14 protein-coding genes are annotated in these 21,241 nt (G+C 61.3%); 4 read left to right on the top strand and 10 right to left on the bottom strand.

Going from position 1 to position 21,241, the window contains the following annotated elements; all coding sequences use genetic code 11:
• Positions 1 to 3: 3 nt before the first annotated feature.
• The 5 genes from ACI48D_RS03815 to ACI48D_RS03835 form a co-directional block, all read right to left on the bottom strand.
• Complete coding sequence (locus tag ACI48D_RS03815; RefSeq protein ID WP_435569873.1) at positions 4 to 927, bottom strand: MotA/TolQ/ExbB proton channel family protein; 924 nt, start codon at positions 925 to 927, stop codon at positions 4 to 6.
• A gap of 82 nt (positions 928 to 1,009) precedes the next feature.
• Entirely contained in the window at positions 1,010 to 1,672 is a 663-nt protein-coding gene (locus ACI48D_RS03820; RefSeq protein ID WP_435569874.1) for an energy transducer TonB, read from the bottom strand.
• Positions 1,673 to 2,231: 559 nt separating this feature from the next.
• On the bottom strand, positions 2,232 to 3,758 hold the full coding sequence (locus ACI48D_RS03825) for a SpoVR family protein (protein WP_435569875.1): 1,527 nt from the start codon (positions 3,756 to 3,758) through the stop codon (positions 2,232 to 2,234).
• Between the two features lie 13 nt (positions 3,759 to 3,771).
• Entirely contained in the window at positions 3,772 to 5,043 is a 1,272-nt protein-coding gene (locus ACI48D_RS03830; protein ID WP_435569876.1) for a YeaH/YhbH family protein, read from the bottom strand.
• A gap of 168 nt (positions 5,044 to 5,211) precedes the next feature.
• Positions 5,212 to 7,134, bottom strand: coding sequence for a PrkA family serine protein kinase (locus tag ACI48D_RS03835; protein WP_435569877.1), 1,923 nt, complete (start codon positions 7,132 to 7,134; stop codon positions 5,212 to 5,214).
• 579 nt (positions 7,135 to 7,713) lie between these two features.
• Here ACI48D_RS03835 and ACI48D_RS03840 point away from each other — a divergent pair.
• The 4 genes from ACI48D_RS03840 to ACI48D_RS03855 are packed head-to-tail and all read left to right on the top strand — an operon-like array spanning position 7,714 to position 13,010.
• Positions 7,714 to 8,718, top strand: a complete 1,005-nt coding sequence (locus tag ACI48D_RS03840) for an adenosine deaminase (RefSeq protein ID WP_435569878.1) — start codon at positions 7,714 to 7,716, stop codon at positions 8,716 to 8,718.
• A complete protein-coding gene (locus ACI48D_RS03845) occupies positions 8,712 to 11,243 on the top strand; it encodes an ABC transporter permease (RefSeq protein WP_435569879.1) in 2,532 nt (843 codons plus the stop codon). Before ACI48D_RS03840 ends, ACI48D_RS03845 begins: the two co-directional genes overlap by 7 nt.
• A gap of 14 nt (positions 11,244 to 11,257) precedes the next feature.
• Positions 11,258 to 11,683 (top strand): group II truncated hemoglobin, encoded by a 426-nt coding sequence (locus ACI48D_RS03850; RefSeq protein ID WP_435569880.1) that lies wholly within the window; start codon positions 11,258 to 11,260, stop codon positions 11,681 to 11,683.
• A 1-nt stretch (position 11,684) separates the two neighbouring features.
• Positions 11,685 to 13,010 carry a DNA recombination protein RmuC gene (locus ACI48D_RS03855; protein WP_435569881.1) on the top strand — a complete coding sequence of 442 codons (1,326 nt, stop codon included), beginning with the start codon at positions 11,685 to 11,687 and terminating at the stop codon, positions 13,008 to 13,010.
• A 24-nt stretch (positions 13,011 to 13,034) separates the two neighbouring features.
• Here ACI48D_RS03855 and ACI48D_RS03860 read toward each other — a convergent pair whose 3' ends face one another.
• From ACI48D_RS03860 to moeA, 5 genes are all read right to left on the bottom strand, one after another.
• Entirely contained in the window at positions 13,035 to 13,301 is a 267-nt protein-coding gene (locus ACI48D_RS03860) for a PAAR domain-containing protein (protein WP_435569882.1), read from the bottom strand.
• A gap of 3 nt (positions 13,302 to 13,304) precedes the next feature.
• Positions 13,305 to 14,717 (bottom strand): T6SS immunity protein Tli4 family protein, encoded by a 1,413-nt coding sequence (locus ACI48D_RS03865; RefSeq protein ID WP_435569883.1) that lies wholly within the window; start codon positions 14,715 to 14,717, stop codon positions 13,305 to 13,307.
• A 16-nt stretch (positions 14,718 to 14,733) separates the two neighbouring features.
• Positions 14,734 to 16,485 carry an esterase/lipase family protein gene (locus tag ACI48D_RS03870; protein ID WP_435569884.1) on the bottom strand — a complete coding sequence of 584 codons (1,752 nt, stop codon included), beginning with the start codon at positions 16,483 to 16,485 and terminating at the stop codon, positions 14,734 to 14,736.
• Between the two features lie 18 nt (positions 16,486 to 16,503).
• Entirely contained in the window at positions 16,504 to 19,254 is a 2,751-nt protein-coding gene (locus tag ACI48D_RS03875; protein ID WP_435569885.1) for a type VI secretion system Vgr family protein, read from the bottom strand.
• A gap of 102 nt (positions 19,255 to 19,356) precedes the next feature.
• Positions 19,357 to 21,237, bottom strand: a complete 1,881-nt coding sequence (moeA, locus tag ACI48D_RS03880) for a molybdopterin molybdotransferase MoeA (RefSeq protein ID WP_435569886.1) — start codon at positions 21,235 to 21,237, stop codon at positions 19,357 to 19,359.
• Between the last annotated feature and the right edge of the window lie 4 nt (positions 21,238 to 21,241).

The raw sequence follows: 21,241 nt of genomic DNA on the forward strand, positions 1-21,241 counted from the left end.
GGTTTAACCAACCTTTTTAGCGCCAGCGGCGGCACGCGCAGCTTCCGAGGTGTGCATGGCGCCCGAGATCAGGACCGAGTGCACGTCGGCGCTGAAGGAACGGACGTCTTCCATCGCGGTTTTGTTACGGCGAACCAGCCAGTTGTAACCCAGAACGGCCGGGACTGCGACGAACAGACCGAAGGCGGTCATGATCAGTGCTTCACCCACCGGACCTGCGACCTTGTCGATCGACGCGTTACCGGACATACCGATGCCGATCAGTGCGTTGTAGATACCCCAGACGGTACCGAACAGACCGATGAACGGTGCGGTCGAGCCGACGGTTGCCAGGAACGACAGGCCGTCCTGCAGACGCGACTGGACTTTGTCCACGGCGCGCTGGATCTGCATGGTGGTCCAGGTCGACAGGTCGATCTGCTCGAGCAGGGCGCCGTCGTGGTGCTGGGTTGCCTTGGTGCCGGTTTCAGCGATGAAGCGGAACGGCGAGCCGTTGCTCAGCTGAGCCGAGCCGGCAGCGATCGACGGGGCTTTCCAGAATTTCTGGTTGGTTTCCTTCGACTGCTTGAAGATCTTCATCTGGTCCAGCAGCTTGGTGATGATGATGTACCACGAACCCATCGACATCAGGGCCAGGATGATTAGGGTGCCGCGCGACACCACGCCGCCAGCCCACACCGCACTGAAGCCGTACGGGTTCTCGACTTCTTCTTGCTTCGCGCCAGCTGCGGCCGGAGCTGCTGCTGCCGGAGCTGCAGCGTCGGCTGCCGGGGCAGCAGCAGGTGCAGCTGCGTCAGCCGCCGGGGCGCTTGCCGCTGCCGATGCCGGAGCGTCGGCGAAGGCCGGTGCGGACACCAGCGCCGAAGCTGCCGTAACCGAGAACAGGACAGCCGCCAGCAGAGCGGACAAACGGGTATTCTTAAACATGCTTCCTCCAAAAATTTAAAATGAACAGTTCGCTGAACAAATGACAACGAAATTTAAAACTTAAGACGTTAAGACGTCTCTCTTATTCAAGCGTCCAGACGTACTGCACCGGCTGCCATGCTTGCACGGGCGCGCCATTTTCCGTTGCTGCCTTGAAGTGGCATTTACCCAGAGCTGCCTGAGCTGCCTTATCCAGGTCACGGAAGCCGCTCGACTTCGTGATCTTGGAATCCATCACTCGACCATCGACGCCGATCAAGAACGAAATGGTGGAAACACCGGTTTCTTCATTACGCAGCGACGATTTCGGATATTCCGGCTTCGCGCAGGTATTGAAGTCGGCAACCGCTTCGGTACGGCTCGGGCCCTTCGCTGCAGGCGGTGCCGGCGGAGCTGCGGGCGCCGGAGGCGCACGATTGATTTCCGTCGTCGCCGGCTTCGCCTGCGTCGTATTGGCGATCACGTTCTGCTGCGGCGGCGGAGTCTGCACCTGCACTTCGACCGGCGGAATAAACGGAGGCGGCGGGGCCTTCATTTCCGGGGGCGGGGGCGGGGGCGGCGTTTCCGGTGGTGGCGGCGGTTTCACGTCCTCGACAATCTTGGTCTCCACTGCCTCGGCCATCTTGGTGACCATCCGCTTGCCGAGACCGGTAACGATCCCGTAGGCGACGATCAGGTGCAAGACGACGACAATGGCGATACCAGTGATATTTTTCCCGGGGTTCTTCTCATGCGAAAAATTCATCCTGCTTTCTCCAATACCAACCTTTTTTGTTCCTACCAAACCCACAAAATACGACAAAAAGCTCAGGGCCGCATCCGGGACATCGGCGAATTATACCTACGAATTCTTTTTTGCACATACATTTTTATACCTCCAAAGAGTGTCTAAGTCCTTGTAAAACCAAGCAAACAAGCTCATCAGTAATGAGGCCAGGTTAGGTGCATGATGGTGAATGTAGTTATGATTTTTATAATTTTGGCGTTTACCCTTTCCCAGTGTGTACAAGATGCGGTAAATATGCCGTTTCCACCGAATTTTCCATGCCGATTTTGCCGTTTGGCAAATATCATATGATGCATTCGTGGCGTTTCTGCAAACTATAGCCACATTCATTATCGGGGGGCGTACTGTTGAAACGGCTATAGGCCTGCGATAAGGGCAAAAGCCATAAGAGGCACTTATGTGCACACCCCTCTTTGATATGGCTCAGCAGCCACGCGGAAGGAACTTTGTGTTGACACAGTAAAAAGGCCCGCCCAGCGGGCGGGCCTGTCGGCACCGAGACAGTACTCTATATATATTAGTAGCGGGCGCGCTTCTCGCGGCGGCACTCGAGGCTGCTGACCACGTGGCCGGATGGGTCCACGGTTTCGAGCCGGACATCGAAACCCCACAGGCGCGCCACATGCTTGAGCACTTCGTGCGCCTGCTGGTTCAGCGGGCGACGCTGGAACTGGGTATGGCGCAGGGTCAGCGCACGGTCGTCCCGGGTGTTGACCTGCCAGACCTGGATGTTCGGCTCGCGGTTGCCCAGGTTGTACTGCTCGGCCAACTGCTGGCGCACGTAGCGGTAGCCGGCTTCGTCGTGGATGGCCGAGATCGTCAACTTGTCGCTGCGGTCGTCGTCCAGCACGGCGAAGAAGTGGAAGTCGCGGATCAGCTTGGGCGACAGGTACTGGGCGACGAAGCTCTCGTCCTTGAAATTGCGCATCGCGAAATCGAGCGTCTTGATCCAGTCGCTGCCGGCGATGTCCGGGAACCAGGCACGGTCTTCAATGGTCGGGTCTTCGCAGATGCGCCGGATGTCCGTCATCATCGCGAAGCCGAGCGCGTAGGGATTGATGCCATTGTAATAAGGGCTGGTCGCGGCCGGCTGGTAGACCACATTCGTATGGCTCTGCAGGAACTCAAGCATGAAGCCGTCGCCGACGATCCCCTCTTTATATAGTTCCTGCAAAATCGTGTAGTGCCAGAAGGTGGCCCAGCCCTCGTTCATTACCTGGGTCTGGCGCTGCGGGTAGAAGTATTGCGAGATCTTGCGCGTGATGCGCACCAGCTCGCGCTGCCAAGGTTCCAGCAGCGGAGCGTACTTCTCTATAAAGTAGAGCAGGTTTTCCTCGGGCTCGGCGGGGAAGCGCGGCGGCGGCGCGTCGTGCCGGGTTTCTTCCCTGCGCGGCAGGGTACGCCAGATCTCGTTGATCTGCGACTGTGCGTATTCTTCGCGCTCTTTCTGGCGATTCTTTTCCTGGGCCACCGACAGCTTGGCCGGGCGCTTGTAGCGGTCCACGCCGTAATTCTGGATCGCATGGCAGGAATCGAGCAGTTCCTCGACGGCGTCGATGCCGTGCCGCTGCTCGCACTCGGCGATGTAGTTCTTCGCAAATACCATGTAGTCGACGATGGCATCGGCATCGGTCCAGGTGCGGAACAGGTAATTCCCCTTGAAGAAGGAATTGTGGCCATAAGCCGCGTGGGCGATCACCAGGGCCTGCATCGTCAGGCTGTTTTCCTCCATCAGGTAGGCGATGCAGGGGTTCGAGTTGATCACGATTTCGTAGGCCAGTCCCATCTGGCCGCGCCGGTAGCTCTTTTCCGTGGTCAGGAAATGCTTGCCGAACGACCAGTGGTTGTACGACACCGGCATCCCCACCGAGGTATAGGCATCCATCATCTGCTCGGCGGTGATGATTTCGAGCTGGTTGGGGTAGGTGTCCAGGCCGAACTTCCTGGCCACCCGGCGGATTTCCTCGTGCGCCTGCTCGATCAGGTCGAAGGTCCACTCCGACTGGTCGGGCAAGGCACGCGGGTTTTTCGGATCTCTTGGCATGAGCGGGCCTCGTCTACTTGGGCTGCTTCTTGAACAATTCGCGGAACACCGGATAGATGTCGGCCGGGGTCACGATCTTCTGCATCGCGAAGTTCGTATGCGTGGCCGCCACCTCGGAATACTGCTCCCACAGGTTCTGCGGCGGGCCATCCGTGATCTCGACATAGGTGTAGTACTGGACCCGGGGCATGATGGCGCTGGTCAGGATCTGCCTGCACAGGACCGAGTCGTTGTCCCAGTTGTCGCCGTCCGAGGCCTGGGCCACGTAGCTGTTCCAGTCGCCGCTGCTGTAGCGTTCGCTAATGACCTTGTTCAGCAGGTGCAAGGCCGACGACACCACGGTGCCGCCCGATTCGCGCGAGTGGAAGAAGTCGTTCTCGTCGACCTCGGCCGCGGCGGTGTGGTGGCGGATGAAGACCACGTCGATCTTCTCGTACACGCGCTTGAGGAACAGGTAGAGCAGGATGAAGAAGCGCTTGGCGGTGTCCTTGCGGCTCTCGTCCATCGAGCCGGACACGTCCATGATGCAGAACATCACGGCCGAGGTCGACGGCTTCGGCACCTTGATCCGGTTGCTGTAGCGAAGGTCGATTGGATCGATGAAGGGAATCGCCAGCAGCCGCGTGTGCAGCGCGTGGATCTTGCGCTTCAGTTCGACGACGCGCGGATCGTCGTCCCGGGCGCCGAGTGCCTGGATTTCCTCGAGTTCTTCTTCGAGCTTGGCCAGGGTCTTGCGGCTTGGGCCGCCGATGGCGATGCGGCGGCCGAGCGCGCCGCGCAGCGAGCGCAGCACGTGGATGTTGGACGGCGTGCCGGAGATGTTGTAGCCGGCCCGCTGGTTCTTGAACTCGACGACCTGGGTCAGCTGCGTCTTGATCATGTTCGGCAGCTCGAGGTCCTCGAAGAAGTAGTTCATGAATTCTTCGCGGCTCAGCTCGAAGATGAAGTCATCCTCGGTGGTCTGTTCGCTGTTGCCGGCACGGCCACGGCCGCTACCCCCGCCACCGCCGCGCGGGCGGTTGATCTGGTCGCCTTTCTGGTATTCGGTATTGCCGGGGTTGACGACTTCCCACACACCCCCATGGGCGTGTCCGAAGTGCGGCTCGCCCACGTCCTTGACGGGGATCGAAACCTTTTCGCCATTTTCGATGTCGGTGATCGAGCGACCCTTGATCGCCCGGCCGACCGCATCCTTGATCTGCGCCTTATAGCGGCGCAAGAAGCGTTCGCGGTTGACCGCAGACTTGTTCTTGCCCTGCAAGCGTCGGTCGATGAGGTAAGTCAAAACAGGCCTCCTGCTCAAATTCGCGGCGGGCCGGGTATCACCCGTGCCCCTATATTAACGCGCCGCGCATCAACGTGGTTGGCGTCCCGGATTTTGGTGGGACAAAGCCTACGGGCGGACCAGAAAAGCGGCCCGCCCGACCACGCACCTGGTATGGCAATGGCCTTCTTACGAGGACTTGCGCACCCTCAGGTACCATTCGCACAACAGCCTGACCTGTTTTGGCGTGTAACCCTTCTCGACCATGCGGGCGACGAAGTCGGCGTGCTTGGTGGCGTCTTCCGTGCTGGCCTTGGCGTTGAACGAGATGACGGGCAGGAGTTCCTCGGTATTCGAGAACATCTTCTTCTCGATCACGGTGCGGAACTTTTCATAACTCGTCCAGGCAGGATTCTTGCCGCCATTCGTCGCGCGCGCACGCAGGGCGAAGTTGACGATTTCGTTTCGGAAATCCTTCGGGTTCGAGATGCCGGCCGGCTTCTCGATCTTCTCCAGTTCGGCATTCAGCGATTCGCGGTCGAAGCTCTCGCCGGTATCCGGGTCGCGGAACTCCTGGTCCTGGATCCAGAAGTCGGCGAAGGTCACGTAGCGGTCGAAGATGTTCTGGCCATACTCGGAATAGCTTTCCAGGTAGGCCGTCTGGATCTCCTTGCCGATGAAGTCGACGTAACGCTGCGCCAGGTGCTCCTTGATATAGGACATGTAGCGCTGCTCGGTCTCGCCCGGGAACTGCTCGCGCTCGATCTGCTGCTCGAGCACGTACAGCAGGTGGACCGGGTTGGCCGCGACCTCGGTGTTATCGAAGTTGAAGACCTTCGACAGGATCTTGAAGGCAAAACGCGTCGACAGGCCGTTCATGCCTTCGTCCACGCCGGCGTAGTCGACGTATTCGTGCATCGACTTGGCCTTCGGATCGGTGTCCTTCAGGTTCTCGCCGTCGTACACCAGCATCTTCGAATAGATGCTGGAATTCTCCGGATCCTTCAGGCGCGACAGGATCGCGAACTGCGCCATCATGCGCAGCGTGCCCGGCGCGCAGGGCGCCTTGTCGAGCGAGGAATTGCGCAGCAGCTTGTCGTAGATCTTGATCTCGTCGGACACGCGCAGGCAATACGGCACCTTGACGATGTAGATCCGGTCGAGGAATGCCTCGTTGTTGCGGTTGTTGCGGAAGGTCTTCCACTCCGACTCGTTCGAGTGCGCCAGGATGATGCCTTCGAACGGAATCGCGCCGAAGCCCTCGGTGCCCTTGTAGTTGCCTTCCTGGGTCGCGGTCAGCAGCGGGTGCAGGACCTTGATCGGGGCCTTGAACATCTCGACGAATTCCATCAGGCCCTGGTTGGCCAGGCACAGGCCGCCGGAGTAGCTGTAGGCGTCCGGATCGTCCTGGGAATAGTCTTCGAGCTTGCGGATGTCGACCTTGCCGACCAGCGAGGAAATGTCCTGGTTGTTCTCGTCGCCCGGCTCGGTCTTGGCGATCGCGATCTGCTTGAGGATCGACGGGTAGCGCTTGACCACGCGGAACTTGTTGATGTCGCCGCCGAACTCGTGCAGGCGCTTGACCGCCCACGGGCTCGGCACGTTGCGCAGGTAGCGGCGCGGAATGCCGTAGTCCTCTTCGAGGATGGCGCCGTCTTCCTCTTCATTGAACAGGCCGAGCGGGGATTCGTTCACCGGCGAGCCCTTGATCGCGTAGAAGGGGATCTGCTCCATCAGGTGCTTGAGCTTTTCGGCGATCGACGACTTGCCGCCACCCACCGGGCCCAGCAGGTAAAGGATCTGTTTGCGTTCTTCCAGGCCCTGGGCCGCGTGGCGGAAATACGAGACGACCTGCTCGATCACTTCCTCCATGCCATAGAACTCACGGAAGGCGGGATAAATCTTGATGACCTTGTTGGCGAAGATGCGCGACAGGCGCGGGTCGAGGCGGGTGTCGACCAGGGTGGGTTCGCCGATGGCGGCCAGCATGCGCTCGGGAGCGCTGGCGTAAGTCAGGGGATCCTTCTTGCACAGTTGCAGGTACTCCGACAGGGAATATTCCTCTTCCCGAGTACGCTCATAGCGGGCTGCGTAGTTATCAAAAATGGTCATGTGAATGTCCTCTAATGTGCTAACGCTGATCACTGTCGCGGCAGCCGATGAAAGACGGCTGTCCAAGCCCCGGTTTTTGCATGAAGCTGTCGTGGGGTCGCCGTCTGTGTTCGAGAGGTCAGGTCATATAAACCTGACATGGAAACGGAGGGCGATATTCTTGTTCTCATCCGGCGATCCAGCCGGTTTGTTAGCGCCCGCTGAGAGCGTCTTCTTACGCTTATGAAATTTATTATGTGCTTATTAGTTCCCGAAGTCAAAACAGTGTCGTGCGTTGCACTGCGTTGCTCATAAGCTTCTGAAAAGAAAGAAAAAAGATCCGATTTGACGAGCCTGCCGATTCGATCCGACATCGTGTTAACGGGTATTGGCGAGCTTGTGTTGACAGGGCTTTTGACCCCGGTGGACGACGTCATGTTTATCAAAAGGTAAGTGGATTTTGCACTAACTTGCTAAGCAGTGGCGCACGTGTATCGTGCCGGCTTTCTACAAAATTCCAGAGTGAAATGAGCCTTGCAAGCGCATGCGCTACACTTTCCCCTGAAGGCGATAATCGCCGGTCCACCGTGGAGATTCCTCATGCTGAACGAAGAGCTGCGCCGCATCCTGCAGGCGATGCCGAAGGCAGAATTGCACATCCATATTGAAGGCTCTCTGGAACCGGAGCTGATTTTTGAGCTAGCGCAAAGAAACGGCGTTTCACTAGCCTACCCCACCGTGGAGGCGTTGCGGCAAGCGTACGCCTTCACTGATTTGCAATCCTTCCTCGACATCTATTACGCGGGCGCCAGTGTGCTGCTGACCGAGCAGGATTTCTACGACATGACCGCCGCCTACCTGGCCAGGGCGCAGGCGGACAATGTGCGCCACGCCGAAATCTTCTTCGATCCGCAGACCCATACCGCGCGCGGCGTCTCCATCAAGACCGTGATCGACGGCATCTGGCGCGCCTGCCAGGACAGCAAGGTAGACGCCACCCTGATCCTGTGCTTCCTGCGCCACCTGTCGGAAGAAGAAGCGATCGCCACGCTGGAGGAAGCGATTCCGTTCCGCGATAAATTCATCGGCGTGGGCCTGGACTCGTCCGAAGTCGGGAACCCGCCGGAAAAGTTCGCGCGCGTGTTCGAGCGCGCCCGCAACCTCGGCCTGCACTTGGTCGCGCACGCGGGCGAGGAAGGTCCGCCGGCGTATATCGAGAGCGCGCTGGACGTGCTGAACGTGGAGCGCATCGACCACGGCGTGCGTTGCCTCGACGACCCCGACCTGGTGCAGCGCCTAGTGCGCGAGCAGATGGCGCTGACGGTATGCCCGCTGTCGAACATCAAGCTGCGCGTGTTCGACGTGATGGGGGAGCACAACCTGCGCCGCCTGCTCGACGCCGGCCTCGCCGTCACCGTCAATTCCGACGATCCGGCCTACTTCGGCGGCTACGTCAACGACAATTACCTGGCCGCGTTCGAGGCACTGCCGCTGGGCGTCCCGCACGCGCACCAGCTCGCGCGCAACAGCTTCGCCGCCGCCTTCCTGGAGCCGGAGCAGAAGCGCGCGTACCTGGCTGAAGTCGACCGGTTTTTCGCATGCTGATGCAATCCCTGCGCATGACCGCGCGCGACTGGCGCGCCGGCGAGCTGCGCTTCCTGCTGGTGGCCCTGGTGGTCGCGGTGTCGGCCCTCACTGCCGTCGGCTTCTTCGTCGACCGCATGCGCGCGGGCCTGAACCGCGACGCCCACCAGCTGCTCGGCGCCGACCTCCTGGTCAACGCCGACCAGGCGCTGCGCCAGGACTGGCGCATCGAAGCGCAGCGGCGCGGCCTGCTGCTGGCCGATACCGTCACCTTCCCCAGCATGGCGCAGGCCGGCGAGGGCGACGCCTCGCAGGCCGTGCTGGCGTCGGTGAAGGCGGTCTCGCCCACCTATCCGCTGCGCGGCCAGCTGAAGGTCACCACCAGCCCGATCGATGCCAGCGAAGCGCTGGGCGACGCCACCCGCGAGACGCCGGCGCCGGGCACGGTCTGGGTCGACGTCAACCTGCTGCCGCCCTTGAAGGCGAAGGTGGGCAGCACGATCCAGCTCGGCGACAAGCGCTTCAGGATCGCCCGCCTGATCGCCACCGAACCCGATCGCGGCGCCTCGTTCGCGAATTTCGCGCCGCGCGTGATGCTGGCGCTGTCCGACCTGAAGGCCACCGGCCTGGTCGACAACTATGCGCGCATCACCTACCGCATGCAGGTGGCTGCGCGCTCGCCGAACGACCAGGCGGCGGTGGCCGGCTTCGAGCGCTGGGTACGAGAACGGATCGCGCTTGAGAACGTAAAAGGCGTGCGTATCGAGACGCTGGAAAACGGCCGTCCCGAAATGCGCTCGACCCTCGACCGTGCGGAACGCTTCCTGGCCCTGGTCGGCCTGCTGTCGGCAATGCTGGCGGCGGTGGCCGTGGCGATGGCGGCACGCCGCTTCATGCAGCGTCACCTGGATTCGGTGGCGATGCTGCGCTGCCTCGGCATGACCCAGAACGAGGTCGGCCTGCTGTTCCTGATCGAGTTCGCCCTGGTCGGCCTGCTCGGCAGCGTGCTGGGCGTGCTGGTCGGCTTCGGCGCGCACTACGTGCTGCTTGCACTGATCGGCAACCTGATTCCGACCGAGCTGCCGCCGGTGTCGGCGTTGCCGGCGCTGCAGGGCGTCGCCACCGGCTTGCTGCTGCTGGTCGGCTTCGCGCTGCCGCCTGTCTTGCAACTGCGCGACGTGCCGCACAACCGCGTGATCCGCCGCGAGCAAGCGGCGCCGCGCCCGATGGCGCTCGCCACCTACGGCCTCGGCACGGCGGTGTTCGTCGGCCTGCTGCTGTGGCAGGCCGGCGACCTCAAGCTGGCGCTGCTGACCGCCGGCGGCTTCCTTGGCGGCCTGGCCGTGTTCGCGCTGGTCGGCTGGCTGGCCCTGCTGGGCTTGCGCAGCCTGCGCGGCGTCTCCGGCAACCAGGGCTGGCGCTTCGCCATCACTTCGCTGCAGCGCCGCCCCGGCGCCAGCGTGGTGCAGATCGTCTCGCTGTCGCTGGGCCTGATGGCGCTGCTGGTGCTGACCGTGGTGCGCGGCGACCTGATGGACGCCTGGCGCCTGGCCACGCCTGCCGATGCGCCGAACCGCTTCATCATCAACATCCAGCCCGACCAGAAGGACGGCGTGGAAAAGACGATCCGCGCCGCCGGTGTCGACAACCTGACCCTGTATCCGATGATCCGCGGGAGACTGGTGGCGGTGAACGGCAATGCGATCACCGCCAGCACCTACACCAGCGAGCGCGCGAAGGCGCTGTCGGACCGCGAATTCAACCTCTCCAGCGTGAAGGACCTGCCGGAAGGGAACGACATCGTGGCCGGCCAGTGGTACCGCGATGCGGCGGGCAGCGCCGAAGCCTCGGTCGAGCAGGGCATCGCGCAAACGCTGCACCTGAAGCTCGGCGACACGATGCGCTTCGACATGGGCGGCCTGCTGGTCGACGCGAAGATTACCAGTCTGCGCAAGCTCGAATGGGGCTCGATGCGCGCCAACTTCTTCGTCATCATCAACCCGGCCGCGATGGTTGACGCCCCCACCACCTGGATGACGGCCTTCCACGTACCGGCGCGCGGGGTGGGGCTGGCCAACGCGCTCACGCGCCAGTATCCGAACCTGACCGTGATCGACGTCAGCGGCATCATCCGCCAGCTGCAGGAAGTGCTGGACCAGGTCGTGACCGCGGTCGAGTTCCTGTTCATGTTCACGCTGGCCTCCGGTGTGCTGGTGCTGTACGCGGCCCTGATGGGATCGACTGCCGAGCGCACCCGCGAAGCCGGCCTGCTGCGCGCGCTGGGCGCCACCCGCGGCCAGCTGGCGACGGCGCAGCGCATCGAGTTCGCGCTGGTGGGAGGCTTGTCCGGCCTGCTGGCAGCCACCGGCGCGGCGGGACTGGGCTGGGCATTGGCGGAATACCAGTTCAAGTTCCCCTGGCACTTCGAGCCGCAGGTATGGGCGGCCGGGCTGCTGGTCGGCGCCGCGTGCGCACTCATCGGCGGCTGGCTGGGACTGCGCAATGTGTTGCGGCAGCCGCCGCTGCAGACGCTGCGCGAGGCCTGAGATAAAATGGACGGATGCAAGAATCTCAGAATACCCAACAGGACCAGGACGCCGCCGACGAGCGCAGCGCGTATGAACTGATCGGCGGCGAAACCCGCCTGCGCGAACTGGTCGACCGCTTCTACGACATCATGCAGCTGGAGGCGGATTTCGCCGGCATCCACGCCATGCACCCGGTACCGAACGACAGCTCGCGCGAGAAGCTGTTCATGTTCCTGTCCGGCTGGCTGGGCGGCCCGAACCTGTTCATCGAGCGCTACGGCCACCCAATGCTGCGCGCACGCCACATGCCGTTCGCGATCGGCACCACCGAGCGCGACCAGTGGCTGCGCTGCATGGCGATGGCGCTGGAAGACCTCGGCTACGACTACGAGCTGCGCCTGCGTCTGATGGGCGCCTTCTACCAGACCGCGGACTGGATGCGCAACAGACCCCATTGATATGTCGACCATCGAGTTCATCGTTCTGGTGGCCGGGCTGCTGGCCGTGCTCGGGCTGCAGTTCGCCCTGTTCGCACGTAGCAGGCGCACCGACGGCTCCGCGCACGCCTTCGAGCGCCTGGAGCGCGAACTGCGCCACGAAACCCAGGCCAGCGCCCAGGCCACGCGCCAGGAACTGGCGGCCCAGCTGGCGCAGAACCAGGCCGCCACCGCGCAGCAGCTGGAAGCGATGCGCCAGCAGATCCAGCTGCACGCCACCGGCGGACGCGAGGAGCAGGCGCGCGGACTGAAACGCTTCGCCGACAGCATGAACACGGCGATCGCCACGCTGACCGAATCGAACGCCCAGCGCATGCTGGAAGTGCGCGGCACGCTCGAATCCAAGATCCGCGACCTGCAGAACGACAATGCGCGCCGCCTCGAAGAGATGCGCCAGACCGTCGACGAGAAGCTGCACGCGACCCTGGAAACGCGGCTGACCGAATCCTTCCGCCAGGTGTCCGACCGCCTCGAGCGCGTGCACCAGGGCCTGGGCGAAATGCAGCAACTGGCCATTGGCGTGGGCGACCTGAAGCGCGTGCTGACCAACGTGAAGACGCGCGGCACCTGGGGTGAAGTGCAGTTGGAGATGCTGCTCGAACAAGTCCTCACGGTCGACCAGTACGCCAAGAATGTCGAAACCGTGGCGGGCACGAATGCGCGCGTCGAGTTCGCGATCAAGCTGCCGGGCACGGTCGACGGCGGCCCGCCGCTGTGGCTGCCGATCGACGCCAAGTTCCCGAAGGAGCAGTACGAGCGCCTGGTCGAAGCGGCGGATTCGGCCGATGCCGATGGCGTCGCGCGTTTTGGGGCTGAACTGGAACGGGCGGTGCGCAACGAGGCGAAAACGATCTGCGAAAAATACGTCTCGCCGCCGCAGACCACCGACTTCGCGATCCTGTTCCTGCCGACCGAGGGCCTGTACGCCGAAGTCATGCGCCGTCCCGGCCTGGCGGACGACCTGCAGCGCAGCTTGCGCGTGACGATCGCCGGCCCGTCGACGCTGACGGCGCTGCTCAACAGCCTGCAGATGGGCTTCCGCACGCTGGCGCTGGAAAAGCGCTCGTCCGAAGTGTGGCAGGTGCTGGGCGCGGTGAAGACCGAGTTCGGCAAGTTCGGCGACGTGCTGGCCGCCACCAAGACCACGCTGGAGCGGGCAGCCAAGAACATCGAGAATGCCGAGGTGCGCAGCCGGCAGATGGCGCGCAAGCTCAAGTCGGTCGAGGCTTTGCCGAGCGAGGCGGCGCAGTTGATGCTGGGGACTGGCTCGGCCGACGGCGAGGAATGATCGCTGCGCTTGACTTGGCGTGTGCTATTGCCCGCCATAGTCTCCTGTTGTGGGAATCAGGGTAGCGCCACACGTTGTCCTGTGTCCTTCGTGCGCAACCGCGATGCCATCGATGACGTGGTGCGGATCGCCTTCGGCAATCGTGCACTTGTCATGTCCCTTTATCGGACAACTGCATTGATCTCCGACACGGGCGACCGCGAGGCCACCGACCGTAAAGTGATTTGCGCTGACGCTTTCGACCTTGCCACCATGGGAGGTGGGGTCGCCTAGACGGATGACGTTTCGCATGGCTTATCCCTTCTTCTCTGGTGGCGTTTCGTTGGGTGGGCTGTCGTTGCGCGCGGTGTCTGCGATGCGCGCATCGCCATAAGCGACCAGCTTCCATACCGTCGCGGTTCGGTACGACGGCTTTTCACCCTTGAGTTTTTGCCATAGCGAGGGGGGCCCCAACGTGACGACGTGGGGCATCCGTTCGCCAGTCTTGAAGTGTTGGCGCCGGCTGCCTTCAATGCTCTGCGGTTCGTCTGGTTGCCACCAACCTGTTTGCGGGCAAGTGCGTCCGGTTGCGGCTAGCTCTCCAATAGGAAGTTGCGGTCTCGGCGCACTCCCGGCGGTTTTGAGCGGTGTGGCGCTGGTCGGGCGCACGCGGATCGTGCTGGTGATTTTGTCCCAGACTGCGATGGCTTCTTCGTCGGTCAGGCTGGGTTTGGTTGCGCCGGCGGCGTTGTTGGCGACGCCGGTTTGCATGCGGATGTCCGCATATGGCTTCAATGGGTCTGACGGTACGCCTTTGAAATCCATTGCAAAATCATGAATCCCGTGTACCTCCGCCTGTTCTGGCGTATGCGATAAGGCTTCGAACCCGTTAACCCAGTCGTGGATTTGGCGTGTTCCTCTGCGTAGGTATTTGGTCTTCAACTGCGGTTGGTTAGGATCTTGTGCCAAGTCCTTCTCAAGCCGTTCAAGCTGCCACTCCAGTGAATTGCCTTCTGAATGATGGGGATTGGATGGACCGAGTAGAATTGAAAGATGCGTGTCCGGAAATTCTTTAAGGCGGAAGCCGATACGAATGTGTTCCATGGGCGGTAACGCATCCGTATCTGGCTGTTCAGCCAGAAAGGCATATTCAATGCAGTTGCCAGGCTCCGATGGGATTTCATTTTCACCACGTGGGCGCAGGCGACGGGCTATACTATTTATTCCTGCAATAGCTTTGTTTTTGTTAGCCTGAAGGGGGCGTGAGCTGATGATCACGCCATCATTGTTTAACTTGAAGTAGCCATTAATTTTTAGTCCGTTAACGGCATCAAAATCCTCGTACCCAGTAATAATCTTTCCTTGTGGTTGAGCGACATCTTCCTCTGATATCAGTAAGGGGACGTCATTATGGTTTATAGCCTTCTCACCTTTTAGTTCATCAGCGAATTTTTTTGCTAGCTGATGCACTTGATCAGCGCCATTAGGATAAATTATCACACCAAGTGGAATAGATGCATTCCCCCACGCGACTGTTGCTGATTCAGGAAGGTCAATCAGAAATCTCCCGAAACAAACCGTTTTGGTCTTCTCGAACACAACTTGCAAGCGAGGCGTAAGTGCTATCATATTCAGTGTTTCCCCTTCTTTTCGATTGTAATCGCAGGCGGTCATTATTAGGAGCACGGCGGTAAGCGAAATAAGGTACAGGCGTCGAAAGAATCCCATGTTTCTGATGCTCCTCTCAGCAGTTCCATGTTGCTTTCTGAGCGATGCGTACAATGCTGTACAAGGTCGAGGCAATGGCTCGGGAATCTTTATAGCTAGACTGGTGTTCGTAACCGATCTGGCGGAACACGGCTTGGAATTTGCCACTGTCTAGTTGGTGGTTGGCAGACTTAGCTGGTACTGTCTGGTCGCCCGCGGCTGCAGCTGGAAGAATAGTGGCGTAAATTGAGTTGTTTCTTGCGGCGCCGACGCGGGGAACGAATTCTTTGTTAGGACTATTAAACTCCCAACGAACAAGTTCTAACTTACCTTGCCGCGTGTCACTCACGATTGGCCAGTCTCGCCATCCAGTAGGATCTGCACAATTTTTACTAACTTCCCATGTTACTTCACCGAAACTGCGTCGTTCAGCGTCGACGCCGTAATGTGCATAGCTGTTAGCATGATATGTACTCGCAATATTTCTATGAAAAATCCGAGCTCTATCAAGGTAGTCGCAGGTCCTCTCGAACGTGCCACCTCCTTCCTCGGGCGGCCATGTAGAAGGGTTAATCCATTCTTCCCGGAATAGCGAATACCACTTTCCCCGCAATTTATAGATTTCGCTATATGGATCGCCCTGTTTTGGCCATGCGTCGAGGTCTTGCCCGTTGTGCGTAACACGTAGCCACCTGTTGCCATAAGATTCGGTAGGCAATAATTCCAGTGCTCCCGGAGCATTCGCTAGGACCGCTGTGACTTCGTCGCCATAATTACCTGCTACTTTAGCGGCAAGGCTCTCTTCCGGACCGCTCATCATGCCTGGGTCTTCGAATCCCGCTCTGATGCGCTTGTACGCCGCCGGGGCTCCGATAGCAGGCATCACGCCATGCACGATGCCAAGCACCTTGTCCTGCAAGTTGCCATACTTGGGGTGAACCAGCGCTCGCCCAACCAATCCACCCATTGAATGCGTAACGACAACCACTTGCTGGCACTCATAACCGGTCCGGTTGAGATCATCAATGACTTTGTTGATCCGCTTGGCGATCTGTTTGGCGCTTACGCCGTTGGACTGGAGCCAGTTATAACCAAACGCATAAACGGCAAACCAACAACCATTAGCAACTTGCTTTAGCTCGTCTACCGTCAGTGGCAGCTGCGGCAAATCAGGGACGGAGCCCCAGAAGCGTGGCTCGACGCCGACGACATCGCGCCACTCGTGCTGGAGCCTACCTTCGGAAAAAGTATTGTTAAGGCAGGATTCGAGATGCTGCAACAGCTCCCCGTAGCTTTTGAAGAAAACCTCGCCCCAGCCTCGCGCCCGCGCCTTTTGTACGGCAGTAGGCGAATTCTTCGTTTTTGGCAGATCGTCCGTCAGCAATGGAGATCGAAAGTTCTTGTCGAGTTCGACGTTCCCGTGCCGTGCATCGCCGCTGACCTCGGATAAGCCAGAAGGGTCGTAAATGTCTACAGTCGTTTGCAGCGGATCCAATTTTAGTTGACGCTGTTGTGGAAGGGCCTTGGCGGCGCTATTTACACTTGTGACGCCAAGATTATCAGGCCGCCATGCGACATTATCCTTTTGCTTCAACTCCTTCTGCCGCTCCGCACTCATCCGCAAATTCGACCCCATAATCCCCGGCAGAAAAATAATCGGCAAAACGCGCTTCGGAAGCATGCGCGCGCATTGCGGCTTCTTGTCCTGCTTCGGTGTCGCAAAGCCCTCCGCCTTGCGAGCGGCACCGTTGTTCTGTTGCGCGGGTAAAGGATGTTCGGCAGTTGTCATCACATACCTCCTGTGAAATCAGTCGTCCAGCGCCTCGATGCTGTAGCGCCCAAAAGGAATGGCACTGGTAAAACGCTCGGTCAAGCCAGCCGCATCGGTCCGTCCTTCGAACGTGCGCCCGTCCTCAGTCGTGATGCGATAACGCTGGTTCTTCATCGGTTCGTCGGTTCCGATCCAGCGCAGAACAGTCTGCTGATCGTGGGCAGCTTCACTGGTCATCGAAGGCACAGCAGCCGGACTACCGCCACCCGGCCCGACATGCGCAAACTTCGACGACTTGATGGTGTGCTCGCCACTGCTCTGCTGCGTGATGGCGCCGCCGCCGATATCCACTTGCGCACCCTGCGCCACGATGCGGACTTTGGGCGCCTGCAGCACGATTTCGTCGGTGGCAGTGAGCACGATGCGTTTGGAGGAAGTGAGCTCGATGTCGTCGGCGTGCGTCTGCAGTTCGAGCTTGCCGCTCGCAGCGATCAGCTTGATGCCGAGCCGATGGGCGAACAGGCTGATGTTTTCCGACCCGCGCGCCAGCAGTTTCCTGCCGACCGACAGCTGCGTGTTCCCGATGCTGACCACGTCGACGTGCGTTTGCGCGCCGATCGCAATATTGTCCTGGCTGGTCACCGCTACGCCGCCAGGCGCGGACAAGGCCACCACGGGCTGGCCGCCGGCGCCGGTACTGTCCTTCTGCGTATTGCTGCCGGCTTCCCACTGCTTCAGGTAGCCGATCAGCTGCTTGAGTTCCTTGTCGTCGGTATCGTCCGCATGATGTGTTACTGACAGTTCGGACAACTGCTGCTGCACACCCTGCAGCGCCTCGACCAGACCGATCAGTTCGGAGCGATCCAGTTGCTTGCCGCTGGCTTTCGGGCGTGCCGTGGCGCTGATCAGCACGCCCTGCGCACCGCGGACTGCGACGGCGAGGTCGCTGCGCAGCTCGGCGCCTTCACCGCGCGCCTCGCCTTTGCCCTCATTGCGGGGATGGGTGAGCCATCCCAGATTCAGTTCGCTATGTCCATGCTCGGAAGACAGTTGCGCATTGATCTGCCCCGGCGTGTCGTCCAGCCGCAGTTGGTTGTAGCGCGTCCCTTGCACTTCCTTGCTCTTGATGCCGGCCAGGTATTTGTTGCCGGGCAGCGTACCGGTATGGTTGAAGGAGGGCGGCGGAGCCATGCGGCCGTAGACGCGGGCCACGATGATCGGCTTGTCCGGGTCCCCGCCCAGGAAATCGACAATGACCTCATCGCCCACACGCGGCAGCGTGATCGTTCCCCATTGACTGCTGGCCCAGGTGCTGGCAACCCGTACCCAGGCGGAGTCCCGGTCGCTGTCGCTGGCGCCCGCGCCTTGCGCATGGCTGTGGTCTTCCGGCCTGGTGCCGGGAAAGCGCAGCTTGACCCGGCCATGCTGGTCGCAGTGCACCTCTTCGCCGGGAGGGCCGACCACGATCGCGCTTTGCAATTGCGGACGGGGCAAATCGCTACGGTGGTCGAAAGCGGGCACGATCGGAATGCCGCGCCGCACGCAGGCAAAGCGGTTCGTATAGCGCATTCCGCGCTCCACGCTGGCTTGTCGCAGCGTGCCGCCGAACGGCTCGTCATCCCATCGGTTGAGTGAAAACAGGCGTTGTACCCGGCCGTTGAGCGTCTTGGGCAGGTTGTTTTCTGCGTCGACGTCCAGGCGGGTCACGATGAATTCCCGCTCCTTCTCGGGATGCGTGTCGATGTCGGGATGTCCACTCAAGGCAATCCACTGCCCGACACATAAAGAACGCACGCTGCCTTCGCCATAAAAACACTTGGACTCGTACTCATGGCGCTGCATGCGCAATTCGCCAAGATCCCGGTAATCGTCTCCGTCTTCGCCCGCATGCGGCACGTCGATCAGGTAATCGTCGAGACTGGCTGCGAACTGCTTGCCCGTCCTCCCCTGGTCGATGCGGGACGGTACATTGCTCACCATGGGACGAGCCTGCAAACAATCCCAGCTTTGGCGGGAAACCGTACCAGGCTTGAGCATGCGTACCGGACTCCACGCGAAAATGGCGTCGCTTTGCTCGGTACCGTCATCCCGGTGATAGCGAACGGTGCCGGCGGCATTTTGCGCTAGCGTGAATGCGTCGTCGAACAGCACCAGGGTATGGGCCGGTATGTCCCGGCTGTTTGTCCGGCTGGCTTGCCCGGGACGCATGAACCAGGCGATGCCGCGCCGTTTCCACAGACGGCGCAAGAAATCGGCATCGGACTCGTTATGCTGCATCGTGAATTCCCGCGCCGGATAGTTTCCTGTGACATGGGACCAGTCGACGTCGAAGGCCTTGGCCAGCACCGCATTGCTTCGGCGCCACTCATCCAGGACGACCTGGGTGATATCCAGTTCATTCAGGTTGCGGAAAACGCGGGTATTGCTGCGGTACGCCATCAGCGACAGCGCATCGCGCACCACCAGTTCATAGGTCGCCAGGCCGCCGTCGCTCTGGCCGGCGGCGGCCTGTGCCACGATGCCGCACACAGCGCGCAGTTCACCGCGGTCCGTCACGAACTGGAGTTCGACCGGCAGGGCGATGAATTCCTTCAAGGGGAGATTGGTGCGTGTCGATACGCAGAGAAGCCGGTACTCCAGGCCACCACACAGGACCTCGCTTCCGGTGACACGCTTGACCAGCAGGACGTCCTCGAGTACCCGCTGTTCTTGCGACAGCCGCAAACGGATAGGGCGATTCGCCTCGGTCAAGCCGGCGAAGCCTTCTACAACATCCTTGAGGTTCATTCAGAGTCCCCGCATCGTATGAGCACAAGGCTCAATGCTAGGGATCTGAATTCACTACCATATTGATTTCAATAAATTATCCAGCGGATAATCAGGCAAGGCTCACACCAGTCCCTCGAACAGCAGCACATCCACCATCTCGCCCGCCTGCACGCCACCCTGCTCATCATGCAGCACCACCATGCAATTCGCTTCCGACATCGAACGCAGGATGCCGGACCCCTGCGAGCCGGTGATCTTCACTTCGGGCAGCCCGTCCGCACCGTGCGACAGCACGCCACGCTGGTACTCGGTACGGCCCGGCTTCTTGCGGATGGCGGCGACAGAGCGCGCCTTCACCAAGGGCAAGGGCGCCTCCGCCCCCATCATGCGCAGCAGCGCTTCGCGCGCAAAGAAGTAGAACGAGACCATCACCGCCACCGGATTGCCCGGCAGCCCGAACAGGAAGGCGCTGTGGCCCTTGGACTGGATGCGGCCGAAGGCGAGCGGGCGGCCCGGACGCATGCCGATTTTCCAGAAGCTCACGTCACCCAGGCGGGCCATGATCTGCTTGGTGTAGTCGGCGGCGCCGACCGAGACGCCGCCCGAGGTGATGATGGCGTCGGCGTTCTCGCAGGCCTCGCGCAGCGCCGCTTCCAGCGCCTGCGGGTCGTCGCGCACCACGCCCATGTCGATGATGTCGCAGCCCAGGCGGGTCAGCATGCCATAGATGGTGTAGCGGTTGCTGTCGTAGACGCAGCCTTCGTCGAGCGGCTGGCCGATCGAGCGCAGCTCGTCGCCGGTCGAGAAGAAGGCGACGCGCAGGCGCCGCTGTACCGGTACCTCCGCCACGCCGAGCGAGGCCAGCAGGCCCAGGTCGGCGGGACGGATGAGCTTCCCGCGGCGCAGGGCGGCGCTGCCGGCCTTCAGGTCTTCGCCGGCAAAGCGGCGGTTGTCGCCGGGACGGATGGTGCCGGGCGCGATGGTCATGATGCCGTCGGTCTCGCTCACGAATTCCTGCGGCACCACGCTGTCGCAGCCGGGCGGCATCACGCCACCCGTCATGATGCGCACGCATTCGCCGCGACCGGGCACCGCATTCGAGTTGCGGCCGGCATACACGGTATCGATCACGCGCAGGCGTACCGGGGCGTCGGCAGACAGATCCTCGCCGCGCAGCGCATAGCCATCCATCGCCGAATTGTCGTGCGCCGGGACGTTGATGGGGGAGATGACATCAAGCGCCAGCACGCGGCCCAGCGCGGCGCGCAGCGCCACCTGTTCGGTCGAGCGCAGCGGGGCCACGAAGTCGCGGATGATCTTCTGGGCGTCGCGGACCGGCAGCGCTTCCGGGTCGTAGCTGGACAGGCAGCTGGTCACATCGGCCAAGCGTGGAGCAGATGCGGGCGGGCGTGCGGGATCCAGCGATTGCAGCTCGTCCCGGGTATTGATGTTGCGGAAGGCGGCAGCATCCTCGAACAGCACCTCGGCCACCTTGATCTGCGGGTACCAGCCATCCATGCGGCGTCCGCCGGCGGCCAGGTAGTTGGACAGCACCTCGGCCTTGTCGGCTTTCACCAGGCAGAACACCGGATGCGGCTGGCGCAGGCCGTTCTCTTCGGTGACCGCCAGCGCGAGGTCGGCGCCGGCAGCTTGCAGGCCCTGCAGCAGGCGGGCAGCCAGGTCCAAAGGCAGGAAGGGAGAGTCGCAAGGCACGACCAGTAAATAAGGCGTGGCGCAGCGGCGCAGGCCAGCTTCGAGTCCGGCCAGCGGACCGGCAAAGCCCGGCGTATCGTCCGGCCACACCGGCACGCCGAAGGCGCCGTAGGTATCCAGGTTCTGGTTGGCGTTGATGGCCACGCTGGCCACTTGCGGCCGCAGGCGCTCCAGCACATGCGCCACCATGGTCGAGCCGCCGAAGGGCTGCAGGCCCTTGTCGACCTTGCCCATGCGCGTGCCGAGGCCGCCGGCCAGGACCAGGCCGCTGATCGATGCAGTATTCATTGTA

Source organism: Massilia sp. LXY-6 (assembly GCF_051233485.1).
In the GTDB taxonomy this organism is placed as follows: domain Bacteria; phylum Pseudomonadota; class Gammaproteobacteria; order Burkholderiales; family Burkholderiaceae_D; genus Telluria.